The organism is Arthrobacter sp. B2060 (genome assembly GCF_059090445.1).
Window position 1 is genome coordinate 20,228 of sequence record NZ_JBNHFR010000005.1, and the last position, 23,210, is coordinate 43,437.

The following is a 23,210-nucleotide window of genomic DNA, read 5'->3' on the forward strand; positions in this document are numbered from 1 at the left end:
GGTGCACCAGGACCCGGTTCGCGGGGAGGCCAGCCAATCCGGCTCCGGACAGCCTGACGCCGGGCAGCACGCCCAGACCACCCCCACGGAGGCAGACAAGCAATGAACCGTTCCCAGCCGCTCGTGCTCGGCATTGAGTCCTCCTGCGACGAAACAGGCGTCGGGATCGTCAGGGGAACGGATCTCCTGACCAACACTGTGTCCTCCTCCATGGACGAACACGTCAGGTTCGGCGGAGTCATCCCGGAGATCGCCTCCCGCGCCCACCTCGATGCTTTCGTGCCCACGCTCCAGGCAGCGCTCGCCGAAGCCAACGTGACCCTGGCCGATATCGACGCCATCGCCGTCACCTCCGGTCCCGGACTGGCGGGCGCCCTGATGGTGGGCGTGTGCGCGGCGAAGGCACTGTCCGTGGCCACGGGAAAGCCGCTGTACGCCATCAACCACCTCGTGGCCCACGTGGGCGTGGGCCTGCTGGACGCCAAAGCCGGAGCCCGACTGCCCGGGAATCTCGGCGCCCTGCTCGTCTCCGGCGGCCACACCGAAATCCTGCGGATCGGACGCATCACTAACGACGTCGAAATGCTCGGTTCCACGATTGACGACGCCGCCGGCGAAGCCTACGACAAGGTGGCAAGGATCCTTGGCCTGGGGTACCCAGGCGGTCCCGCCATTGACCGGATCGCCCGTGAGGGCAACGCGAAGGCTATCCGCTTCCCGCGGGGACTCACCCAGCCCAAGTACATGGGCACCGCCGAGGAGCCCGGCCCCCACCGCTACGACTGGTCCTTCAGCGGGTTGAAGACGGCCGTCGCCCGCTGTGTGGAGCAGTTCGAGGCGCAAGGCGAACCCGTCCCCGTGGCGGACATAGCGGCGGCGTTCCAGGAAGCTGTGGTTGATGTCATCACGTCCAAGGCCGTCCTTGCCTGCCGTGAGCAGGGCATCACCAACGTCCTGCTGGGTGGCGGCGTGGCAGCCAATTCGCGGCTCCGCCAGCTCACGGAACAGCGCTGCTCCGCCGCAGGCATCACGCTGCACGTCCCTCCGCTGGATCTCTGCACGGACAACGGAGCGATGGTGGCGGCCCTCGGTGCGCAGCTGGTGATGGCAGGGATTGAGCCCAGCGGCATCGCCTTCGCCCCGGATTCATCCATGCCTGTGACCACCGTGTCAGCGCCGGCGTCCGAGCCTGTCAGAACGGTTGCCCGGGCCTAGCACCGGAGCAGTTGGGAACGGAGCGCCGACCACGACCAGGTCGCGCCCGTCCCCGCCGTCCACGCTGAGTATCTGGTGTTGTCTTGAATGTCGGGCCCCCTTTAATGTCAGGGGTCGCTGGAACACTGTGTCTATGGACGACAATCGGGAAGCCCGGTTGAAGCTGGCCGCGGCGCCACGTGGTGGCGCCCTTCCCGGTGCCGCCGTTCCAGCTGCGACTTACCGGATTGCCCCTCTCCCCAGTGCCGCCGTGTCCTGTGCCGCTGAACGTGCCGCTGCCGAAGGTGCCGCTGATTCTTGTCTGAGTGTCGAGGACCTGGTTGCCGGGGTGGGGTCGGTGCCGCTGGCGGCCGACGGCGCCGGGCTGATCGACCAGTTGCGCGGGCTGGAAGAGCTGAAGTCGGCGGTCGCCGGTTTGCAGGCGAGGATCGCTGTCGCCTTCGACGCTGCCCAGCGCCGCGCGCAGGCCGACGCCGGGGTCCCGGCAGCGGAGCGGGGCCAGGACGTGGCCGCGCAAATCGCGCTTGCACGGCACGAATCACCGGCCGCCCGCGGCTCCCGGCTGCTGGGCCTGGCGAAAGCCTTGGTGACCGAGATGCACCACACCCTGGCTGCCTTGGAGGCGGGCTGGCTGAACGAATGGCGCGCCACGCTGCTGGTGAAGGAAACGGCCTGCCTGTCGGCGGCTGACCGGTGCGAGGTCGATGAGGAACTGGCCGCCGACGCCGGAACCTTTGATGGCGTCGGGGACCGGGCGATCGCGGCCGCGGCCCAGGCCGCCTCATAGCGGCGGGATCCCCGCTCGGTGACCCAGCGGGCCAGGCACGCGAGTGCGGAGCGGTGTGTGAGCCTGCGTCCGGCCCCGGACACGATGACGTATCTGACCGCGTTGCTGCCTGGCGCGCAGGGCTGGGCCCGCTCCCTGATCCAGGCAGGAGACTTGGCGGGCGGGCAGGAGTCCAACAAGGGCAAATCCGGATCCGGAGGAGATCACACGGTCTGGCTCCGCCGCCTCTACACCGCCCCCGGAACGGGGAACTGGTCGCGATGGACTCCCGGGCGCGGCTGTTCCCAGTCGGGCTGCGGCGGTTCATTCAGGCCCGCGATGACACCTGCCGCACCCCGCACTGCGACGCCCCGATCCGGCATCACGACCACATCCTCCCCTGGCACGGCGGCGGGACGACCACTCTCGCCAACGGCGCAGGTCTGTGCGAAGCGTGCAACCACACTAAAGAAAGCCCGGGCTGGAGCTCTCAGCCCCGGCCCGGTCCGCGGCACATGATCAAAGTGCAGACACCCACCGGGCACAGTTACTACTCCACGGCACCGCCGCTGCCGGGAAGCAGCCAATCAGAACGGCTGCCTCGCGCCTCCTAAATTAGGGCGAGGCGCCGCTTAGCTGTAACGACCTGGCTAGGCGGTGGGGCCGTTCCGCATCTGCTTCACCAGGTCCAGCACCACGGCCTGGAGGTTCCCGCCGTTTTCGGCGGCCACACGGCGCTGGCGCTGATACCCGGCCCCGCGTTTAATGATCTTCTCGACGTCGGCGAGCTCATCCGGGCAGCCGAGCTTTGCCGCGATGGGTTCGAGCCGGTTCAGTGTTTCGAGCACGTGGTCGGTGACGAGCTGCTCGTTGCCTTGCGCGTCCAGGATGATGATGGCCTCCATCCCGTACCGCGCGGCACGCCATTTGTTTTCCTGGACGTGCCATGGAGGCATAGTGGGAATGGTGCCTCCGCTGTCCAGCGTGGTGGAGAATTCGTGGACCAGGCACTGGGTGAGGGCGGCCACGGCGCCCACTTCCTCCAAGGTCGCAAGGCCGTCGCAGATGCGCATCTCAATGGTGCCCAGGTTCGGCACCGGCCGGATGTCCCAGCGGATCTCGGAAAGTGTGTCGATCACGCCGGTGGTAAACATGTCCTGGACGTAGGATTCGTACTCTTCCCAGCTGGGGAACTGAAAGGGCAATCCGGCCGTGGGCAGCTGCTGGAACATGAGGGCTCGCTGGGAGGCATAGCCGGTGTCCTCGCCGCCCCAAAACGGGCTCGATGCGGACAGCGCCTGGAAGTGCGGAAAGTAGTTGACCAGGCCGTCGAGGACCGGGAGCACCTTGTCCCGCCGGTCGATCCCCACGTGGACGTGGACGCCGTAGATCACCATCTGGCGGCCCCACCACTGGGTGCGGTCGATCAGCTTGGCGTACCGTTCCTTGTCCGTGACCGTCTGCAGCTGCGGAGGGCTGAAGGGGTGGCTTCCTGCGGAGAACACCTCAACGCCCATGGGGTCCGTGACTTCACGGACGGCGGCAAGGGACCTGTTCAGGTCCTCCTTCGCTTCGCCGGCGGTTTCGCAGATCCCAGTGACCAGTTCCACCGTGTTCAGCAGCAGTTCCTGCTTGATGTGCGGGTGCTCGTCGTCCTCGTTCAGTTCCGGGTGCTTCGCAGCGACTCCCCGCAGGACCTGGTTCGCCACGGAGGCAAGTTCACCGGTCTGCGCATCAACCAGCGCGAGTTCCCATTCCACACCAAGAGTTGATTGCCGGGATGAAGCGAAATCAATCTTCATGTGTTCCTCTCGCTCTTCTGCTGTCCGGTTGCTGGCCGCTTCTGGCAGAACGGCTGGCAGGCGAACGGTCTTTCAAGTCTAGTGCAGGGGTAGCATCGGAATGATGGCCTGGCTACAGAGTGCGCGTGACAGTTTTCACAGAGCGTCTTCCGTCAACCCCTCCAACAACAGACCCAATAACAGGCCAGCCGCGGCTGCAGCAGCTGTGGCGGTACTGCTCGCGTCGGCATCCTGCACGTCCGCACCGCCGTCGCCTCCAACGGAAACGTCCGGTTCCACCGCGACGCCCAGTTCGCCGGCAACGCCCAGTTTCCGGCAACAGCAGACGACGGCGGCACCCCCGCGGCCGGCAGCCCCGCCGAAGACTGCGGCCGGGAAGGGTTCTGCGCCCCTGGGCTGGGGGCCGCAGCAACGTGATCAGGATGCGGCGGCGGCAGCCGTGAGCCGAATGACGCTGAGCGAGAAGGCCGGGCAGGTGCTCCTGCCGTTCTACTCAGGTCTCAACCACGAAACCCAGGCCGCCACCGTGGAGCGGCTGCATCTTGCCGGCTCCATCATCATGGGCGACAACGTGCCCCTCACTGCCGCTGGGCACGTTGACGTGCGGGGCATGATGGCCGCCACCCGGAGGCTGGGCGAGGCATCCCGATCCGGCGGCAGGACGTGGCCCGGGCTGATTGCCGTGGACCAGGAAGGGGGAATGGTGTCCAGGCTGGGTGTCCCTCTCACCCGATGGCCGGCGCCCATGAGCTACGGGGCAGCCGGAAGCGTGCCGCTGGCGACCGAGGCGGGCAAGGCCCTGGCCGGAGAACTCGCCGGCCTTGGGTTCACCGTGGACTTCGCTCCGACCGCGGACACCACCCTCGGTCCGGCCGACCCCACGATCGGCGCCCGTTCCATGTCGTCCGATCCGACGGCGGCGGGCAACCTGAGCATCGGCTTCTCCCGAGGCATGCTGGCAACCGGCGTGCTGTCCTCCGTCAAGCATTTTCCCGGTCATGGTTCCGTGACCGTCGATTCCCATAAGGACCTGCCGGTCCAGACAGCGACGACGGCACAGCTGAAGGCCCGGGACTGGAGGCCCTTCCAGGCTGCCATCGCGGCCGGCTCCCCGATGATCATGACCGGACACATCGCCGTCCCCGCCCTTGAGCCGGGCGTTCCGGCGTCCCTGTCCAAGGCAAGCTATGCAGCCCTGCGGGGGATGGGTTTCAAAGGAGTGGCCGTCACGGACGCCCTGAACATGAAGGCGGTGAGCGCCCGGTATCCCCGCGGATCCGAAGCCCCGGCAGCACTTGCCGCCGGCGCGGACCTCCTGCTGATGCCGGCCGACGTGAGCGCGGCCCACTCCGCCATCGTGAACGCCGTCGGGGCTGGCAGGCTTCCGCAGCCCCGGCTGGAGGAAGCCGCCCGCCGGGTGGTGACCATGATGATCTGGCGCGCCCGCACCGCTCCCCGGCAGCACGGGGCCGCCCCGGGCAGCGCGGAGGGCGTTTCGGCAAAGGTATCTGCCGCTGCCGTCACCGTTCTTTCGGGCCCGTGCCGGGGGCCGCTGGTGCCCGGCCGGCTCCGCCTGTCCGGCGGCACCGCCCAGGACCGGGCACACTTTGCCGCGGCCGCTAGGGAGGCAGGCATCACGCTTGGTGCCGGCCCGCTGGTGAGCCTCATCGGTTACGGCGGCGCCCCGGCGGGCGGAGACATCGCCGTGGCCCTCGATGCTCCCTGGCCGCTGGCCCGCTCAACCGCGCCCACGAAGGTGGCACTCTTCGGACGGACGCCGGGGGCCTTCAAGGCGCTGCTGGCCGTGCTGGCCGGCAAGGCGACGGCCCCCGGCAATCTGCCGGCCGCCGTCGGGCGCTACCGCCAGGGCACCGGCTGCCGCTGACACGCGACACTCAGCGATTCCCTCACCGTCCCGCCCGCCGGGGCGAATGCCCGTTTAATGGAGGGGTGCCGATTCTGAACAAAGACATGACCCTGTGTATCTCGCTCTCGGCCCGGCCGAGCAACAACGGGACCCGCTTCCACAACTACCTGTATGACCAGCTCGGACTGAACTGGATCTACAAAGCTTTCGCGCCCACCGACCTCGCTCAGGCGATCGCCGGCGTCCGCGGCCTCGGCATCCGGGGCTGCGCCGTCTCGATGCCCTACAAGGAAGACGTGATCGCCCTCGTCGATGCCATGGACCCGTCAGCGAAGGCCATCGACTCGGTGAACACCATAGTGAACGACGGCGGCCGCCTCACCGCCTACAACACGGACTACACGGCGATCGAGCAGCTGCTGGAGCGCAACGCCGTTCCCAGCGAATCCTCGGTGCTGCTCAGGGGCGCGGGAGGCATGGCCAAGGCCACCGCAGCCGCCCTGCGGGACGCCGGCTTCAAAAATGTCACGATCGTCGCCCGGAACGAGGCTGCGGGCCGGGCGCTCGCGGACCTCTACGGATTCCAGTGGCGTGCCGAGCTGGGCGACGCCACGGCCGACATGATCATCAACGTCACGCCGATTGGCATGGCCGGCGGTGCCGAGGCCGGCTCGCTGTCATTCCCCATCGAAGCCGTCCAAGCCGCGAAGGTCGTCTTCGACGTCGTGGCCCTGCCGCCAGAGACGCCGCTGATCAAGGCCGGCCGGGAAGCTGGCAAGCAGGTCATCACGGGCGCGGAAGTGGCCACCATCCAGGCGCTCGAGCAGTTCGTCCTGTACACCGGTATCCGCCCCACCGACCAGCAGGTGCGGGACGCCGAGGCGTTCGTTCGCGCCCAGTAGCACCGGGCGCCGCAGCCCTAGACCGGTTCCACGGAGACGGCCACCCGCTCGTCACCGATCCTGGTGAGGACCAGGGTGGCTGTCTTTTTGCCGGCCTTCTTTCCACTGCCCTTGCCCGCCGGGAGGAGCTGCTTCCGGAGCTCCTCGGGGGTGACGGACGTGCCGCGCTTCTTGATGTCCAGCACGCCGATGCCGTTCTCCTTCACCCAGGCCTTGAGCCCCTTCACGCTGTACGGCATGACCTCCAGGACCTTGTAGGCGCGGGCGAAGGGGGTGTCCACTGCTGCCGGCGCGCAGATGTACGCGATGTGCTCGTCCACGAGGTGCCCGCCCAACTGCACGGCCAGGTCGGCCACGAGACCCGCTCGGATCACGGCGCCGTCGGGCTCGTAGATGTATCCCTGGACCGGCCCGACCGGCGCCGCAGGGCCGCCGTCGAAATCCTCCGCACTGGTGAATTCGGCGGCACCCTGGGGACCGAGCAGCAGGGCGGCCCTCCGGATCCCCGGCCGGGCAACGGCGTTGAACCAGAGCGCTACCTCGGTGACGTCGCCGCCCACCGAAACCCACTGGGCCTCGCAGCCGGCCGGGATGGAATCATGCGGCATGCCCGGCCCCATCTTGACGCCCACAGGAAGTCCGGACGCCGCGAGTGATTCCACGAACGACAGCGGCGGCGAGAAGGCCTCCGGGTCCCAGATCCTCTTGGTCCCGGACGTGGATGTGGTGCGCCGGGCCGGATCCAGCCACACGCCGTCGGCGTCACCGAGGGGAACGGAAGTCGCATCCGAATGCACCACTGTGGCGTGCGGAAACGGAATGAGGTTGATGGTGGCGCACGCCGCCGTTGTTTCGTCGACCTCCACGGCTGTGACGGCGATATCCAGCGACGCCAGCGCCATGGCATCCGCGCCCAGGCCGCACCCGAGGTCGGCCACGTGGCGTATACCCGCCTCAGCGAAGCGCTGGGCATGCCTGGCCGCCACATTGAGCCTGGTTGCCTGCTCGAGGCCGGCCTGGGTGAAGAGCATCTGGCGGGCGAATTCGCCGAATTTGGCTTCGGCCCTGGTCCGCAGCCTGGACTGGGTGAGCACAGCCGACACCAGATCGGGGGAGTGCCCCTCCTTCCGGAGGCTGGAATTAAGGGCGAAGGACTCATCCTCGCGGTAGGGCCCCAGCGAGGCCAGCAGCTGCCATCCTTCTTCGGTGAGGAGCTGTGCGATCTGGTCCTGCGGTGCGTCAGACATGCCTTCAAGCCTAGTGGAGGGACCGGCGCGCTTGCCCGATAGGGTGGACTGAATGGATTTCAGTGCAACTCCCAGCCAAGGTCAGCCTGCCGGTTCTCCCGCTAGCCCCGCCGATGTCGCCCGCTACCAGCAACTGTTCCGGTATGCGCGCCCGGCGCTGATTGCCGGGGTGGCTGTGGCCATCGTCTGCCTCGTGCTGCTGGTGATCATCTTCCTGCTGGATTCGTTCAACTCCACCGTCTACTCGGTGGGCGGCAAGGACATCCACGATGCGACCGACGAAGCCCGCCAGATCCGGGACCTGTATTCGGGCGCACGCGTCGGAGGCGTGGTGGTCCTGGTGGCCTCGGCCCTGACCGCAGCGGGGGCCGCCGTCGTACTGGTCCGCCAGCGTAAGAATTCGCCAAAAAGCGACGACGACGGCGGAGAGGATGTCGGGTTCGACGCCCTCGCCGGCCGGTGAACAGCGGCTTTTCGGCGCTTTGGCGTGTTCACCGCAGATGAACATCTGGCACTCACCTTGACCGAGTGCTAACCCCTTACATAGAGTCATCATTAGCACTCTCCCTAGGAGGGTGCTAACACAAGAAGAACTGCCAGCCTGGCTGCTGCCGGCACCGCGACGACGGTCTGCTGTCAAGGCACCACAGTTTTACTGCCCATGAATTTGCTGACGAAAAGGAGAGGTCCGAGTGTCGGTCTCTATTAAGCCTCTTGAGGATCGTATTGTTGTCCGCCCGCTCGAAGCCGAGCAGACCACGGCTTCCGGCCTGGTCATCCCGGACTCCGCGCAGGAGAAGCCGCAGGAAGGCGAAGTTGTCGCAGTAGGCCCCGGCCGCTTCGAAGACGGCAACCGCGTTCCGGTCGACGTAGCCATCGGCGACGTCGTTATCTACTCCAAGTACGGCGGAACTGAAGTCAAGACCGGCGGCGAAGAGTACCTCGTGCTGTCTGCCCGCGACGTTCTGGCGATCGTCGTTAAGTAACTCTCTGGATCCCCGTGCCGCTGATCCTGTCTGTTTTCATCAGACCGGTCGGCAGCACGGGGTTCTGTCTTGAAAGGACAAACCATGGCAAAGCAGCTTGCGTTCAACGACGCTGCCCGCCGGTCTCTTGAAGCCGGCATCGACAAGCTCGCCAACACGGTCAAGGTGACGCTTGGTCCCCGCGGCCGCAACGTCGTGCTGGACAAGAAGTGGGGCGCTCCCACGATCACCAACGACGGCGTGACCATCGCCCGTGAAGTCGAACTGGATGACCCCTACGAAAACCTTGGCGCCCAGCTGGCCAAGGAAGTAGCAACCAAGACAAACGACGTGGCCGGCGACGGCACCACGACGGCTACCGTGCTCGCGCAGGCCCTGGTCAAGGAAGGCCTGCGCAACGTTGCTGCAGGTGCCGCTCCGGGCCAGATCAAGCGCGGCATCGAGGTTTCCGTCGAAGCCGTTGCTGCACGCCTGCTCGAGAACGCCCGTCCCGTCGAGGGCACCCAGGTGGCCAACGTGGCAGCGATCTCCGCGCAGAGCGACGAGGTCGGCGAGCTGCTGGCCGAAGCGTTCGGCAAGGTCGGCAAGGATGGTGTGATCACCATCGAGGAGTCCTCCACGACCCAGACCGAGTTGGTCCTCACCGAGGGCATGCAGTTCGACAAGGGTTACCTGTCCCCGTACTTCGTCACCGACGCGGAGCGCCAGGAGGCTGTCCTCGAGGACGCCCTGATCCTGATCAACCAGGGCAAGATCTCTGCTGTGCAGGAATTCCTGCCGCTGCTCGAAAAGGCTCTGCAGAGCTCCAAGCCGCTGTTCATCATTGCCGAGGACATCGAGGGCGAGGCCCTGTCCACGCTGATCGTCAACCGCATCCGCGGCACGTTGAACGTCGTTGCCGTCAAGGCTCCGGGCTTCGGTGACCGCCGCAAGGCCATGCTGCAGGACATCGCCACCCTCACGGGTGCACAGGTTGTCTCCCCGGAGCTGGGCCTCAGCCTGGACTCCGTCGGCCTTGAGGTGCTGGGTACCGCCCGCCGCATCACGGTCACCAAGGACAACACCACCATCGTTGACGGCGCCGGTTCGGCCGAGGACGTAGAGGCACGCGTTGCCCAGCTGCGTGCCGAACTGACCCGCACCGACTCCGACTGGGACAAGGAAAAGCTGCAGGAGCGGCTGGCCAAGCTGGCCGGCGGCATCGGCGTAATCAAGGTTGGCGCTGCCACCGAGGTTGAGCTGAAGGAAAAGAAGCACCGCATCGAAGATGCCGTGTCCTCCACCCGCGCCGCCCTCGAAGAAGGCATCGTGGCCGGTGGCGGTTCCGCGCTGATCCACGCCCTGAAGGCACTCGACGAGGACCCGGCAGTGACGGCCCTTGAAGGTGACGCGGCAGCTGCCGTTGGAATCGTCCGCCGCGCCCTGGTCCAGCCGCTGCGCTGGATCGCCCAGAACGCCGGCCACGACGGCTACGTTGTCACGGCGAAGGTTGCCGAACTCGAAACCAACAACGGCTTCAACGCCAAGTCCGGCGAGTACGAGGACCTGATCGCAGCGGGCGTTATCGACCCCGTCAAGGTCACCCGTGCAGCCCTCCGCAACGCGGCTTCCATTGCCGCGCTGGTTCTCACCACCGAGACCCTTGTTGCCGAGAAGCCTGCCGAGGAAGACGAGCACGCAGGCCACAGCCACTAGGCTGCAGCCCCGCACGGCGGCAACGCCAGGAAAGAGCCGGTCCAGCATCGCTGGGCCGGCTCTTTTGCTGTGGAAATCCCTGCTGTGGAAATCCCGGTCCTTCAGGGTGATTCTGCGGCCGGCCCCGGCGAGGGACACGCCGCACGCAGCTGCCGGTTTGGCCGCAAAGATCACGAATTGGTAACATAGATGTTTTGTGCCACCGGCTTTGAGGGGTTGTCTGTGCCAGTAGCGAGAATGATGGGCCGGCGGGGGAACGAGTCACGCCATCATGCCGGTGAGGTTCCGCGCTCCGCTCAGGTCAAGGCCAAGCAGGGCTACCGCCCCGAGGTCCAGGGGCTCCGCGCCCTCGCCGTCCTCATGGTGGTCACCTACCACGTATGGCTGGGACGCGTCTCCGGCGGCGTGGATATCTTCCTGCTGATCTCAGCCTTCCTGCTCACGCTGTCCTTTGTCCGCAAAGTCGAAAGCGGCAGGCCACTGCGCCTGGTCAGCCACTGGCTGCACCTCTTTAAGCGGCTGATTCCTGCCGCCGTCGTGGTGATTCTCGGTGTCCTGGCGGGCACGTGGCTGGTCATTCCGCAGAGCCGCTGGCCGGACGTCCTCAACGAGGCCTGGGCCTCACTGCTGTACCGGCAGAACTGGCTGCTCGCGGACACCGCGGTGGACTACTACGCGCAGAACCACGCGGGGGCCAGCCCGCTGCAGCATTTTTGGTCCCTGTCCATCCAGGGCCAGGTGTTCATTCTGTGGCCGCTTATCTTCGCCGGGGCCGCCCTCGTGTGGCGTCTGCTCAGGCGCCGGCGGGACATCAGCTACCGGCTCATCCTGCTCGTGGCCTTCGCCGGCATCTTCATCGCGTCCCTGATCTTCTCCATCGAGCAGACCGCCACCAACCAGGCCTACGCCTACTTCGACACCCGGACCAGGCTCTGGGAGTTCGCGCTCGGCTCGCTGCTGGCGCTGTCCCTGCCATATCTGAAGCCGGGCAAGGCAATGCGCGTGGTGCTGGGCTGGGCCGGGCTGGCGGCCATGATCTCCTGCGGCCTGGTGCTGACCGTGGACCGGTCCTTTCCAGGCTTCATCGCCCTGTGGCCCACGCTGGCGGCCGCAGCCATCATCGTCGCGGGCCAGAGCGGCAGCCGGTTCGGCGTGGACCGGGTCCTGAGCTCCAGGCCGCTGGTTGCACTCGGGGATAACTCGTACGCGCTGTATCTCTGGCACTGGCCGCTCCTGGTTTTGGCGCTGGCCGGCACTGGAATCGACAAGCCCAACCTGGTGCAGGGCCTGGCCATCGTGGCCGCCTCCGTGGTCCTTGCCGTGCTCACCACCCGCTTCGTGGAAAAGCCGCTGAGGGAATGGCACTGGCCGCAGTTGCGGGCCTGGCGGACCGCCGTCGTGATCGTTGCCTGCGGCGCCTTGCTGGCCGGCCCCGTTGCCGTCTGGCAGACCAGGCTGACGGCGGACGAAGCGGCTGCCGCAGCGCAGCCGCGCGAACTGACCCCCGGCGCCGCCGCTCTCGCGCCCGAAAACGCCGGGAAGCCCACCCCGAAAGCCACAGTTATTCCTGCCCCCGCGGCCATGAAAAACGAATGGGCCGACATCGACGGCCTGTGCACGGATGGAAACGTCCCCACCGACCCGCTCCTCTCGGGATGCCTGCAGAACAGCCGGCCGGAGCACGTGAAGAAGCGCATTGTGGTGCTGGGGGATTCCCACGCCCAGCAGTACATGGCCGCGCTGGGGCCGATCGCCCGGGACCACGGCTGGGAAGTGGTCACGCTGCTGAAAGGCAACTGCCGTTTCGGTGCGGAATCGCCGGAGCGCGATGCCGAGTGCAACGCGTTCAACCGGGCCAGTGCCGCCTACGTGATGGAACACAGGCCGGATGCCGTGTTCACGGTGGCGTCGCTGACCCACAAGGAGGCGCCGTTCGAAACCGAAGTGCCCGGCTACGTGGAGGGCATCAAGCCGTTCACTGACGCCGGCATCGACGTTGTGGGCATCCGGGACAACCCCCGCTTCCCCATCAACATGCCGGAATGCGTCCAAAAGCATGGAGCCCAGGCGCCCGAGTGCAACGCCCCGCTCGCCGAGTCCCTCGCATTGTCATCACCCCTGGATGACTACCGGGGCAAGGTGGACGGGCTCCACCTGATGGACATGAGCGACTTCATCTGCGCCGACGGCACCTGCCCGGCGGTGGTCGGCAACGTCTACGTCTACAAGGATGACAACCACCTCACCAAGACGTACGTGCAGTCCATGATCCCGATGTTCGAGAAGCGGCTGCTGGCCGCCACGGGCTGGAAATAGCAGGCTCCGAGAAACCGGCGGCGGCCACCACCGCAGCGTGCCATTGCTCACAAAGCCGTTCCGGAATATGGGGATCGCCGCGGAGGTTCTAGAATTTATTCAACACTTCTGCACAGGCCAGTCCCGTAATGACGGGCTGGTCATCAGCTGCAACCCCTACCCGTGAACCCATACCCAAGGTAAGAGGCGCACTCATGACCCAGCCCGAGCATGACCCCTTCGGCTTCATTGGCCTGACCTACGACGACGTCCTGCTGCTTCCCGGCCACACCGACGTCATCCCGTCCGATGCCGACACGTCCTCCCGGATCTCCAAGCGGATCACGGTGCAGACTCCGCTGCTGTCCGCCGCGATGGACACCGTCACCGAGTCTCGCATGGCCATCGCCATGGCACGCCAGGGAGGCCTGGGCGTGGTGCACCGCAACCTGTCCATCGATGACCAGGCCGACCAGGTGGACCGCGTCAAGCGCAGCGAGTCGGGCATGATCACCAACCCGCTGACCATCCGCCCCGAGGCCACGCTGCAGGAGCTCGACGATCTCTGCTCCCAGTACCGCGTTTCCGGTCTGCCGGTGGTCGACGAGGGCAACCGGCTGCTCGGCATCGTCACGAACCGGGACACCCGCTTCGTGCCGGAATCGGACTACCCGATCCGACTCGTCAGCGACGTCATGACGAAGATGCCGCTGGTCACCGGCCACGTGGGGATCAGCCGCGATGAAGCGTCGCACAAGCTGGCAACCAACAAGATCGAGAAGCTGCCGCTCGTTGATGAGCAGGGCCGCCTCAAGGGCCTCATCACCACCAAGGACTTCACGAAGGCCGAGCAGTACCCGCTGGCCACGAAGGATGACGAGGGCCGGCTGCGCGTCGGTGCCGCCATCGGCTTCTTCGGCGACGGCTGGGAGCGGGCCATGAAGCTCGTCGACGCCGGCGTGGACGCCCTCTTCGTGGACACTGCCAACGGCCACTCCCAGGGCGTGCTGGACATGATCCGCCGGCTCAAGTCGGACCCCGTCGCGGCACACGTGGACATCATCGGCGGCCAGGCAGCCACGCGCGAAGGCGCCCAGGCGCTCATCGACGCCGGAGCCGACGGCATCAAGGTGGGCGTCGGCCCGGGCTCCATCTGCACCACCCGTGTAGTGGCCGGTGTGGGCGTTCCCCAGATCACCGCCATCTACGAGTCCGCCAAGGCTGCCATTCCGGCCGGCGTTCCGCTGATCGCCGACGGCGGCCTCCAGTACTCGGGCGACATCGGCAAGGCGCTGGTCGCCGGTGCCGACACCGTGATGCTCGGTTCCCTGCTGGCCGGCTGTGACGAGTCACCGGGCGAGCTGATCTTCGTCAACGGCAAACAGTTCAAGAGCTACCGCGGCATGGGCTCGCTGGGCGCCATGCAGTCCCGCGGCAAGAACACGTCGTACTCGAAGGACCGCTACTTCCAGGCTGACGTCTCCGGTGACGACAAGCTCATCCCCGAGGGCATCGAAGGCCGCGTGGCCTACCGCGGGCCGCTGGCCTCTGTCGCCTACCAGCTCGTGGGCGGCCTCCGCCAGACCATGTTCTATGTGGGCTCCCCGTCCATCGCGGAACTGAAGGCGCGCGGCAAGTTCGTCCGGATCACCCCGGCAGGCCTGAAGGAATCCCACCCGCACGACATCCAGATGACCGTCGAGGCGCCGAACTACGGCTCACGCTAATCCCCGGCGCCTCCCTGACCTTGCTTCGCTGCGGCCAGGGAACCCGGGCGCCGTGGGCCCACCGGCGCCTCCCTGATCTTGCTTCGCTGCGGCCAGGGAACCCGGGCGCCGTGGGCCCACCCGTGGTGCGGACTAGGCTGAAGCCATGTCCGCACCACGCCATCCCGCCGAACTCAACCCCAAACGGGAGCCCCGGCGCAAGCTGGCGGTAAGGCCCTACGCCCGCGCCGTGGCTCAGGTGCTGCGGGTCAGTTTCCGGGCGTCGCCGGCGGCGGTCGTGATGAAAGTCGCGGGCTCGCTGATTTCCGCGACGCTGCCCCTCGTCACAACATACTTCGCAGCCCTGACCACCACGGCGTTGGCCGCGGCGTATTCCGGCGACGCGGCCGCGGGCCAGCAGGCCGTCGTCTATGTCATCATCACGGCGGCCCTGGGCCTGTTCTGGGGCGGCTTCAGCAGCGTGGACCGCTACATCCAGCAGCTCATGAGCTTCAGGGTGGGCGCCATCGTGGGCGACCTCATGTATGAGCGCTTCCTGGCCCTGGAGTTCTGGCGCTACGACGACAAAGAAACCGTGGACCTTTACGACCGCGCCAAGAGGTTCTCTGATTCGTATGCCAGGGTCCTGGACCGGATCGCCGCGATCTTCACGCAGCTGGTTTCCGTGATCCTGGCGGTGGGCGCCCTCCTGCTGGTCAGCTGGTGGATCGCCGTGATCGTCCTGGTCGCCATCGTGCCCAGTGTCTACCTGCAGTTCAAACTGTCCCGCGAGCAGATTGCCCACTGGAACACCCAGGTGGATTCCCGCCGCCAGCGCAGGATGATCGAGACCAACCTCCTGCGCCCGCAGCACATCGCCGAAATGCGGCTGTACGGGATAGTGGGCTACCTCATGGACTTGCGCTCCCGGCTGCGCGACGCGGACGAGCGGCGCCGGCTTGATTTCCAGAAGCGCTACATCCCGAAACAGCTGGCGGCGGACGCCCTGCAGTACGGCGCGGAAGTGGTGTCCCTGATCTGGGTGGTGGGCCAGATCATCGCCCGGGCCCAGCCGGTGGGGCAGTTTCTGTACGTGCAGCAGATCGTCAGCCGTGCGCTGTCCACCGCCAATAGCCTGGTCTCCTCCCTCAGCTCCATCGACGAGGACCTCGCCAACCTCAAGGACTATGAGCTGTTCATGGCGCTGCCGGTGCACTCCGACCATTCGCCGCCGCTCCTCAACGCGCCGGAAAAAGTTGAACTGCGCGATATCCGGTTCACCTACACCGGCAGTGAGCTGGAAGTCATCAAGGGCATCTCCCTGACGATCAGGGAGGGGCAGCACATCGCGATCGTGGGGGAAAACGGCGCCGGCAAGTCCACCCTGATCAGGATCCTGGCGGGGCTCTACCGGCCCGATTCGGGACAGGTGCTGCTCGACGGCGTTGACCTCGCCGCCGTCGACGTCACCTCATGGCACCGCCATCTGGCGGTCCTGAGCCAGGAGTTCCTGAAGTATGAGTTTGCCACCGCAGCGGAGAACATCTTCTTCGGCGATGTCGACTCACCCCGCGACGACGCCCGGATCCGCCAGGCCGCCGCGGACGCCGAAGCGCTCGACTTCATCAACAAGCTTCCCAACGGCCTGGACAACCACGTCAGCAACTGGATGGAGGATCCGCGGGGACGGAAGGGGAGCGGCCTCTCCGGCGGGCAGTGGCAACGGCTGGCGATGGCCCGCAACTTCTACCGGAACGCCTCCTTCATGGTGATGGACGAGCCGACCTCCGCGATCGACGCCCTGGCCGAGCACCGCATTTTCACCCGGCTCTTCTCGGACCGGAGCAGCACCATCATCGCCATCAGCCACCGCCTTGCCACCATCGAGAAAGCGGACATCGTCTACATGCTGGAGGACGGCCGGATCGTGGAGCAGGGCACGCACAAGGAACTCGTGGCGCTGCACGGACGCTACTTCAGGATGTTCGAATCGCAGCTGAGCCAGGGAGTCGGCACCGGTCAAGTAAAGTGGTCACGTGACTTACGAGATTGAGATTGGCCGTGGCAAGCGTGGGCGTCGTGCCTACTCCCTGGATGACATCGCGATCGTCCCCAACCGTCGTACGCGTGATCCCAAGGACGTTTCCGTCTCGTGGCAGATTGATGCCTACCAGTTCGATATGCCGGTCATCGCCGCTCCGATGGACTCCGCCATGTCGCCCGCGACGGCCATCGCCCTCGGCCGGCTCGGCGGACTGGGAGTCCTGGACCTCGAAGGGCTCTGGACCCGGTACGAGGACCCGCAAGCGGTTCTGGACCAGATCGCCGAGCTCGACGACGAAAGGAACAGCCCCGCCGTCACCCGAAAGATGCAGGAGCTGTACCGGGCGCCGATCCAGCCTGACCTGATCACGTCCCGGCTGGCAGAAATCCGGGCCGCAGGCGTTACGGTCGCCGGATCGCTGACGCCCCAGCGCACACAGGAACACTACAAAACCGTGGTGGCCGCCGGCGTCGACATCTTTGTCATCCGCGGAACCACGGTCTCCGCCGAGCACGTGTCCAAAGACCACGAACCGCTGAACCTCAAGCAGTTCATCTACGAACTCGACGTGCCCGTGATTGTGGGCGGCGCGGCGGGCTACACGCCCGCTTTGCACCTCATGCGCACCGGTGCTGCCGGTGTCCTCGTCGGTTTTGGCGGCGGCGCCACCAGCACCACCCGTCGGGCCTTGGGGATCCACTCGCCCATGGCTTCCGCCATTTCGGACGTCACGGCCGCGCGCCGGGACTACATGGATGAATCAGGCGGACGGTACGTCCACGTGATTGCCGACGGCGGAATGGGCAGTTCCGGCGCCATCGTCAAGGCGATCGCCATGGGCGCCGACGCCGTCATGCTCGGCACCGCACTGGCCCGGGCCGACGAAGCACCGGGCAGGGGCTGGCACTGGGGCCAGGAGGCCCACCACCTCGAATCGCCACGCGGCGACCGCGTCAACGTCGGTACCGTGGGTCCCCTCGAAGAGGTACTCTTCGGCCCCGGCCACCACACCAACGGCACGTCGAACCTGATCGGGGCGCTGCGGCGGTCCATGGCGACCACCGGCTATTCGGACCTCAAGGAGTTCCAGCGGGTCGACGTCGTTGTGTCGCCCTACGCGGGGTTGTGACCCCTCCGGCCCTCGGCGCGCCCTGCCCATCGGCAGGGGTAACAAGTAGTCTGGTGAACTACGACGTTCGATGAGGTAGGAGGCGCATCATGACCAGTTTCGCCGGCGGTTCGACCGCACCCAGGGGAGCCCTGGGGCCGGAGGCCAGGGAAGCTTCCGTCGCGGCACTCAAGGCCACGACGCAGCCTGGCAAGGAACTCGACATCCTCATCGTCGGCGGCGGTATCGTCGGTTGCGGCGCTGCCCTCGACGCGATCACACGGGGTCTCAGTGTCGGCATCGTGGAAGCCAGCGACTGGGCGGCGGGCACCTCCTCTCGCTCCTCCAAGCTCATTCATGGCGGGCTCCGGTATCTGGAGATGCTGGACTTTGGGCTCGTCAAGGAGGCGCTGCAGGAACGCGGGCTGCTCCTGTCGGAGCTGGCGCCGCACCTCGCCCGCCCGGTGCCGTTCCTCTATCCGCTGACCAAGCCGTTCCTGGAGCGGCCCTATGTCGGGGCGGGCATCGCCCTCTACGACATCATGTCCATCTCCGGAGGCCACAAGCGCGGCGTCCCGTTCCACAAGCACCTGACGCGGCGCGGCACCCTGCGGGCGGCGCCGAGTCTCAAGGACGACGCCTTCGTGGGGTCCATCCGGTATTACGACGGGCAGGTGGACGACGCCAGATACGTGGCCAACCTCGTCCGCACGGCCGCCCATTACGGTGCCCATGCCGTAAACCAGATGGCCGTCGTCGACTTCCTCCGCGAAGGCGAACGCGTGGTGGGCGCCAAGGTGGTCAACCATGAGGACGGCTCCAGCTTCAAAATCCGGGCCAAGCAGGTCATCAACGCCACCGGCGTCTGGACGGATGAAACCCAGGCCATGATCACCGAGCGCGGCCAGCTCAAGGTCCGTGCCTCCAAGGGCATCCATCTGGTGGTTCCGCGGGACCGGTTCCAGTCCACCGTCGGCCTCATCCTGCGCACCGAGAAGTCCGTGCTGTTCGTCATCCCCTGGGGAAGGCACTGGATCATCGGCACCACGGACACCGACTGGCACTTGGACAAGGCACACCCGGCGGCGTCCAGCAAGGACATCGACTACCTGCTCGAGCACGTGAATGCCGTCCTCAAGCGACCGCTGACACGCGAGGACGTGGAGGGCGTCTACGCGGGCCTGCGGCCGCTGCTGGCGGGGGAGAATGACTCCACGGCCAAACTGTCCCGCGAGCATGTCGTGGCCCATCCCTTGCCCGGCCTCGTCGTGGTGGCCGGCGGCAAGTGGACCACCTACCGCGTCATGGCCAAGGACGCCGTGGACGAGGCCACACGGAGCATGGACGAACGCGTGCCGCCGAGCTGCACGGAGACCATTCCTCTCCTGGGCGCCAGCGGCTTCAAGGCGGCGTGGAACCGGCGCAACAGGACCGCCGAGGAAACCGGCGTCCATGTGGCGCGCGTGGAACACCTGCTCAACCGGTACGGGGCCATGACGCCGGAAGTGCTGGCACTCATCCACGACAACCCGGACCTCGCGGAGCCGTTGCCCGGAGCAGACGACTACCTGCAGGCCGAGGCTGTCTATGCGGCCAGCCATGAAGGTGCCAGGCATGTGCAGGACGTGTTGACCCGGAGAACCCGCATTTCCATCGAGTCCTGGGACCGTGGTGTTTCTGCTGCGCCGGTAGTCGCTAAACTTATGGGAGAAATTCTTGGCTGGAGCGATGCGCAGCGGGAAAGCGAAATCAAGCATTACCTTGCGCGGGTGGAAGCCGAAAGACTCAGCCAGCAGCAGCCGGACGACGAGTCGGCAGACGCTGCCCGCCTGGGTGTAGAGGACATCGTGCCGCTGCGCTGATTTCGCTATCCGCCGCGCAAGGGGCCCACGCCTCACCGAAGGGACACCACTTGGCGGAAGCACTGGACCGTTACGATGCGGAGCTCACCACACCGGACATGGTGATTCTGGAGATGGACGCGACGGACAAGCTGGATGCGTCACAGCAGCTTGCCCGCCGACTCTACGACGCCGGCCGGATCTCGGACCTTGCAGGCTTCCTGGAGCACGTCAACGCCCGCGAGCACCAGCTGGCCACGGGCCTTCCCGGGGGAGTGGGGCTGCCCCACGCCCGCAGCGAATTTGTCTCGCGGACGTCCATCGCCATTGGCATTGCCAAGTACGGAAGGGCCCTCGATTTCGGCGCCGCCGACGGTCCGGCCGACGTGGTGCTGCTCATCGCCACGCCCGCGAGCTCGTTCTCTGACCATCTGGAAGTGCTGGCCACGCTCGCCAGGTCCCTCTCCAAGGAATCCTTCCGGGACTCGCTGCGCAGGGCCTACGACGCAGAAGTGATCGCGGAGCTGATCAACTCGAGCCTGGTGTTCTTCGACCACTGAGCGTCCCAGTCCCCACCAGCCGTTTCGTTGTTCTACACAGAGACGAAGTACGGTTAAGGGGTGTGGAAAACAGCCCTCCAGCCCCGGTGGATCGCAGGCCTGGTCTTTGCGATCGTCGTCTCCGGTGTGTTCGTGCTGCTCAGCCAGTGGCAGTTCGGCAGATCCACGCAGCCCGAGGTGCCGGTCAGCCCGACCACCGAGGAAGTCAAGGAGCTCACGGGGCTGCTGCAGCCCGGGGAATTCTTCCGTGGCTCCGTCGCCGATCAGATGGTCACGGCCACGGGCAGCTATGACGCCGCCAAGCAGGTGATCATTCCGGGCCGGCTCCATAGCGGGAAGACCGGCTACTGGGTTGTGTCGGCCTTCGCCGTCGACGGCGCCCCGGCACTCAAGGGCGCGGCAGTGTCCTCGAAAACCTGGATACCGGTGGCCCGCGGTTGGGTGGCTGACCCAGCCGAAGCCGAAGACCCGCCGTCGGGCACTATCCGCCTGACCGGACGGCTCCTGCCGTCCGAGGCGCCTGTTCCCGGGAAGGCCCCCGCGCAGGGACAGGCATCCGCCGTTTCCGTGGCCGAGCTCATCAACGTCTGGAACGTCAGCAGCTACCCTGCCTTCGTTTCCGCCACGGCCGAGATTTCCGGAACATCCGACGTCGGTGCTGCCGCCGTAGCGGGTGGCCTCGAACCGCTCAACATCGGCGCCCAGCCTCCGCCGGCAAAGGTCAACTGGCTCAACCTCTTCTATTCCGTGGAATGGATCGTCTTCGCCGGTTTCGCCCTCTTCATCTGGTGGCGGCTGGTCAAGGACGACTACCAGCGCAGCCTCGAGGAGCACGAGGACCACGGCCATGCCGGACCGGAACCCACCCAACCAAACGAGACCCAACAAAAGGTACAGCCATGATTGAACCCAAGCCTGCCGTGCAGCCGTCGAACTCAACGGGAGCGGGAGCGAAGAAGCGCCGCTTCGGCGGCACGCAGGCGCAGATCCGCTCTGCCCTGAAGTTCTACAAGGTCATGGCCTACCTCACCGGTGCCATGCTGCTGCTGCTCTGTGCGGAGCTGGTGGCACGCTACGGCTTCGGCCAGTACCTGTTCGCCGGCGGAACCAACGCCGTGACCGGCCAGCCGTTCGGGTTTGGATTTGCCGACGCCGAACCCAAGGGCGTCCTCGGCGGCGTGAACCTGTCCGTGACCGTGCTGATCGTCCACGGCTGGATGTACGTGGTGTACCTCATGTCGAACTTCCGGCTGTGGACCCTCATGCGCTGGCCCTTCGTTAAGATGATCCTGCTGGCGCTCGGCGGCGTGGTGCCGTTCCTGTCCTTCATCGTGGAGAAGAAATTCCACGCCGAGGTGGAGGCCGAGCTCGCAGCCAACCCGGAGGCGGCCAGCCGCTACTAGGCCGGCGGGTGACGTTTCGTGCGTCACAGCGGGGCCTCTCAAGGTGCGTCGGGGCAACGGCGCAAAGTAGTCTAGGACGGTGACTACTCCCACTGCATCCCAGACTTCCCAGAAGCCGGTGCTGGTTGTTGACTACGGTGCCCAGTACGCGCAGCTGATTGCCCGCCGCGTCCGGGAAGCAAATGTGTATTCGGAAGTGGTTCCGCATACCTACACCACCGAGCAGCTCCTGGCCAAGAACCCTGCCGCTATCATCCTCTCGGGCGGACCCTCCAGTGTCTACGCCGACGGCGCTCCGAGCGTCGGGGCTGACCTCTTCGAGGCGGGCGTCCCGGTCTTCGGCATCTGCTACGGCTTCCAGGCGATGGCCAATGCCCTGGGTGGCAAGGTGGACAAAACCGGCCTGCGGGAATACGGGTCGACGCAGACCACCATCCTTGGCGAAGGCCGGTCCGTGCTGGAGGGGATGCCCCAGCACCAGAACACGTGGATGAGCCACGGCGACTCCGTGCACGAAGCCCCGGAGGGCTTCGAAGTACTCGCGACGACGGCGGGCGCTGAAGTTGCGGCGTTCGCCAATGAAGAGAAGTGCCTGTACGGCGTGCAGTGGCACCCGGAGGTCAAGCACTCGGCCTACGGCCAGCAGGTCCTGGAGAACTTCCTGTTCAAGGGCGCCAAGCTGGAACCGAACTGGACCACCGGCAACATCCTTGAAGAGCAGGTCGAACGGATCCGCAAGCAGATCGGTGACGCCCGGGTCATCTGCGGCCTGTCCGGCGGAGTGGACTCCGCCGTCGCCGCCGCGCTGGTCCAGCGCGCTGTCGGGGACCAGCTGACCTGTGTCTTCGTGGACCACGGCCTGCTGCGTGAGGGCGAGGCCGAGCAGGTCGAACGCGACTTCGTCGCCGCCACCGGCGTCAAGCTGTACGTGGCCAACGAGCAGGAGCGCTTCCAGGCTGCCCTTGCCGGAGTCAGCGATCCCGAGACCAAGCGCAAGATCATCGGCCGCGAATTCATCCGCGCCTTCGAAGAAGCCGAGCTGGCCATCATCGCCGAGGCCGCGGCCCACGGCGAGAAGATCAAGTTCCTGGTGCAGGGCACCCTGTACCCGGACGTCGTCGAATCCGGCGGCGGCGAGGGCGCTGCGAACATCAAGAGCCACCACAATGTGGGCGGGCTGCCGGAGGACCTGCAGTTTGAGCTGGTCGAACCGCTGCGTGCCCTGTTCAAGGACGAGGTGCGCGCCGTCGGCGCCCAGCTCGGACTGCCGCAGGAAATCGTGGGCCGCCAGCCGTTCCCCGGCCCCGGTCTCGGGATCCGGATCGTCGGTGAGGTCACCAAGGAACGCCTGGACCTGCTGCGCAAGGCGGACGCCATCGCCCGCGCCGAGCTGACTGCCTCAGGCCTCGACAACGACGTCTGGCAGATGCCCGTCGTGCTGCTCGCGGATGTCCGCAGCGTTGGCGTCATGGGTGACGGACGGACCTACGGCCACCCGATCGTGCTGCGCCCGGTGTCCTCCGAGGACGCCATGACGGCCGACTGGTCACGCCTCCCGTACGACCTGCTGGCCCGGATCTCCAACCGGATCACGAATGAGGTGGACGGCGTCAACCGCGTGGTGCTGGACGTCACCAGCAAGCCGCCGGGAACCATCGAGTGGGAATAGCAGTCTGAGCGGCCGGCCTCCGAAAGGAGGCCGGCCGCTCCGCTTTTGAGACCACGCCGTGGGACCGTGCCATGTGGCCGCTGTCGACCCCGCGCTTGCCGCCC

Annotated in this window: 17 protein-coding genes and 1 pseudogene; 16 read left to right on the top strand and 2 right to left on the bottom strand. The window is 66.5% G+C overall.

From position 1 onward, the window contains the following. Positions 1 to 102 precede the first annotated feature (102 nt). Positions 103 to 1,215 carry a tRNA (adenosine(37)-N6)-threonylcarbamoyltransferase complex transferase subunit TsaD gene (gene tsaD / locus AC5RUM_RS10570; protein WP_494034886.1) on the top strand — a complete coding sequence of 371 codons (1,113 nt, stop codon included), beginning with the start codon at positions 103 to 105 and terminating at the stop codon, positions 1,213 to 1,215. A 133-nt stretch (positions 1,216 to 1,348) separates the two neighbouring features. Continuing rightward, positions 1,349 to 2,595, top strand: a pseudogene (locus AC5RUM_RS10575) (HNH endonuclease). Between the two features lie 36 nt (positions 2,596 to 2,631). Here AC5RUM_RS10575 and AC5RUM_RS10580 read toward each other — a convergent pair. Beyond that, positions 2,632 to 3,783, bottom strand: coding sequence for a glutamate--cysteine ligase (locus tag AC5RUM_RS10580; RefSeq protein WP_494034887.1), 1,152 nt, complete (start codon positions 3,781 to 3,783; stop codon positions 2,632 to 2,634). A 448-nt stretch (positions 3,784 to 4,231) separates the two neighbouring features. On the opposite strand from AC5RUM_RS10580, the gene AC5RUM_RS10585 reads away from it, so the two are divergent. Beyond that, positions 4,232 to 5,668, top strand: a complete 1,437-nt coding sequence (locus tag AC5RUM_RS10585) for a glycoside hydrolase family 3 N-terminal domain-containing protein (protein ID WP_494035144.1) — start codon at positions 4,232 to 4,234, stop codon at positions 5,666 to 5,668. Between the two features lie 65 nt (positions 5,669 to 5,733). Further along, positions 5,734 to 6,552, top strand: coding sequence for a shikimate 5-dehydrogenase (locus AC5RUM_RS10590; RefSeq protein ID WP_494034888.1), 819 nt, complete (start codon positions 5,734 to 5,736; stop codon positions 6,550 to 6,552). 17 nt (positions 6,553 to 6,569) lie between these two features. Here AC5RUM_RS10590 and AC5RUM_RS10595 read toward each other — a convergent pair whose 3' ends face one another. Then, complete coding sequence (locus AC5RUM_RS10595) at positions 6,570 to 7,799, bottom strand: THUMP-like domain-containing protein (RefSeq protein WP_494034889.1); 1,230 nt, start codon at positions 7,797 to 7,799, stop codon at positions 6,570 to 6,572. Positions 7,800 to 7,851: 52 nt separating this feature from the next. On the opposite strand from AC5RUM_RS10595, the gene AC5RUM_RS10600 reads away from it, so the two are divergent. The 12 genes from AC5RUM_RS10600 to guaA all read left to right on the top strand — a co-directional run bounded on the left by AC5RUM_RS10600 (position 7,852) and on the right by guaA (position 23,106). After that, positions 7,852 to 8,262: a hypothetical protein gene (locus AC5RUM_RS10600; RefSeq protein ID WP_494034890.1), complete on the top strand. Its 411-nt coding sequence runs from the start codon at positions 7,852 to 7,854 to the stop codon at positions 8,260 to 8,262. Between the two features lie 229 nt (positions 8,263 to 8,491). Further along, positions 8,492 to 8,785, top strand: coding sequence for a co-chaperone GroES (gene groES, locus AC5RUM_RS10605; protein WP_214837451.1), 294 nt, complete (start codon positions 8,492 to 8,494; stop codon positions 8,783 to 8,785). Between the two features lie 84 nt (positions 8,786 to 8,869). Beyond that, positions 8,870 to 10,480: a chaperonin GroEL gene (gene groL / locus AC5RUM_RS10610; RefSeq protein WP_494034891.1), complete on the top strand. Its 1,611-nt coding sequence runs from the start codon at positions 8,870 to 8,872 to the stop codon at positions 10,478 to 10,480. Between the two features lie 240 nt (positions 10,481 to 10,720). Beyond that, the gene (locus AC5RUM_RS10615) at positions 10,721 to 12,796 is read left to right on the top strand and encodes an acyltransferase family protein (RefSeq protein WP_494035145.1); all 2,076 of its coding nucleotides are present in this window, start codon (positions 10,721 to 10,723) and stop codon (positions 12,794 to 12,796) included. Between the two features lie 194 nt (positions 12,797 to 12,990). After that, a complete protein-coding gene (guaB, locus tag AC5RUM_RS10620) occupies positions 12,991 to 14,502 on the top strand; it encodes an IMP dehydrogenase (RefSeq protein ID WP_494034892.1) in 1,512 nt (503 codons plus the stop codon). A gap of 145 nt (positions 14,503 to 14,647) precedes the next feature. After that, positions 14,648 to 16,534, top strand: a complete 1,887-nt coding sequence (locus AC5RUM_RS10625; RefSeq protein ID WP_494034893.1) for an ABC transporter ATP-binding protein — start codon at positions 14,648 to 14,650, stop codon at positions 16,532 to 16,534. After that, a complete protein-coding gene (locus tag AC5RUM_RS10630; RefSeq protein WP_494034894.1) occupies positions 16,518 to 17,654 on the top strand; it encodes a GuaB3 family IMP dehydrogenase-related protein in 1,137 nt (378 codons plus the stop codon). Before AC5RUM_RS10625 ends, AC5RUM_RS10630 begins: the two co-directional genes overlap by 17 nt. Positions 17,655 to 17,743: 89 nt before the next feature. Continuing rightward, complete coding sequence (locus AC5RUM_RS10635; protein WP_494034895.1) at positions 17,744 to 19,495, top strand: glycerol-3-phosphate dehydrogenase/oxidase; 1,752 nt, start codon at positions 17,744 to 17,746, stop codon at positions 19,493 to 19,495. A gap of 50 nt (positions 19,496 to 19,545) precedes the next feature. Continuing rightward, on the top strand, positions 19,546 to 20,034 hold the full coding sequence (locus AC5RUM_RS10640) for a PTS sugar transporter subunit IIA (protein WP_400578872.1): 489 nt from the start codon (positions 19,546 to 19,548) through the stop codon (positions 20,032 to 20,034). 60 nt (positions 20,035 to 20,094) lie between these two features. Further along, positions 20,095 to 20,937, top strand: a complete 843-nt coding sequence (locus AC5RUM_RS10645; RefSeq protein ID WP_494034896.1) for an SURF1 family protein — start codon at positions 20,095 to 20,097, stop codon at positions 20,935 to 20,937. Further along, positions 20,934 to 21,437: a DUF3817 domain-containing protein gene (locus AC5RUM_RS10650; RefSeq protein WP_494034897.1), complete on the top strand. Its 504-nt coding sequence runs from the start codon at positions 20,934 to 20,936 to the stop codon at positions 21,435 to 21,437. Before AC5RUM_RS10645 ends, AC5RUM_RS10650 begins: the two co-directional genes overlap by 4 nt. 79 nt (positions 21,438 to 21,516) lie before the next feature. Next, complete coding sequence (gene guaA, locus AC5RUM_RS10655; protein WP_494034898.1) at positions 21,517 to 23,106, top strand: glutamine-hydrolyzing GMP synthase; 1,590 nt, start codon at positions 21,517 to 21,519, stop codon at positions 23,104 to 23,106. Positions 23,107 to 23,210: the final 104 nt, after the last annotated feature.

Coding starts and splice junctions, on each gene's coding strand:
- tsaD (WP_494034886.1), top strand. CDS start 103: ATGAACCGTTCCCAGCCGCTCGTGCTCGGCATTGAGTCCTCCTGCGAC.
- AC5RUM_RS10580 (WP_494034887.1), bottom strand. CDS start 3,783: ATGAAGATTGATTTCGCTTCATCCCGGCAATCAACTCTTGGTGTGGAA.
- AC5RUM_RS10585 (WP_494035144.1), top strand. CDS start 4,232: ATGACGCTGAGCGAGAAGGCCGGGCAGGTGCTCCTGCCGTTCTACTCA.
- AC5RUM_RS10595 (WP_494034889.1), bottom strand. CDS start 7,799: ATGTCTGACGCACCGCAGGACCAGATCGCACAGCTCCTCACCGAAGAA.
- AC5RUM_RS10600 (WP_494034890.1), top strand. CDS start 7,852: ATGGATTTCAGTGCAACTCCCAGCCAAGGTCAGCCTGCCGGTTCTCCC.
- groL (WP_494034891.1), top strand. CDS start 8,870: ATGGCAAAGCAGCTTGCGTTCAACGACGCTGCCCGCCGGTCTCTTGAA.
- AC5RUM_RS10615 (WP_494035145.1), top strand. CDS start 10,721: ATGGGCCGGCGGGGGAACGAGTCACGCCATCATGCCGGTGAGGTTCCG.
- guaB (WP_494034892.1), top strand. CDS start 12,991: ATGACCCAGCCCGAGCATGACCCCTTCGGCTTCATTGGCCTGACCTAC.
- AC5RUM_RS10625 (WP_494034893.1), top strand. CDS start 14,648: ATGTCCGCACCACGCCATCCCGCCGAACTCAACCCCAAACGGGAGCCC.
- AC5RUM_RS10635 (WP_494034895.1), top strand. CDS start 17,744: ATGACCAGTTTCGCCGGCGGTTCGACCGCACCCAGGGGAGCCCTGGGG.
- AC5RUM_RS10650 (WP_494034897.1), top strand. CDS start 20,934: ATGATTGAACCCAAGCCTGCCGTGCAGCCGTCGAACTCAACGGGAGCG.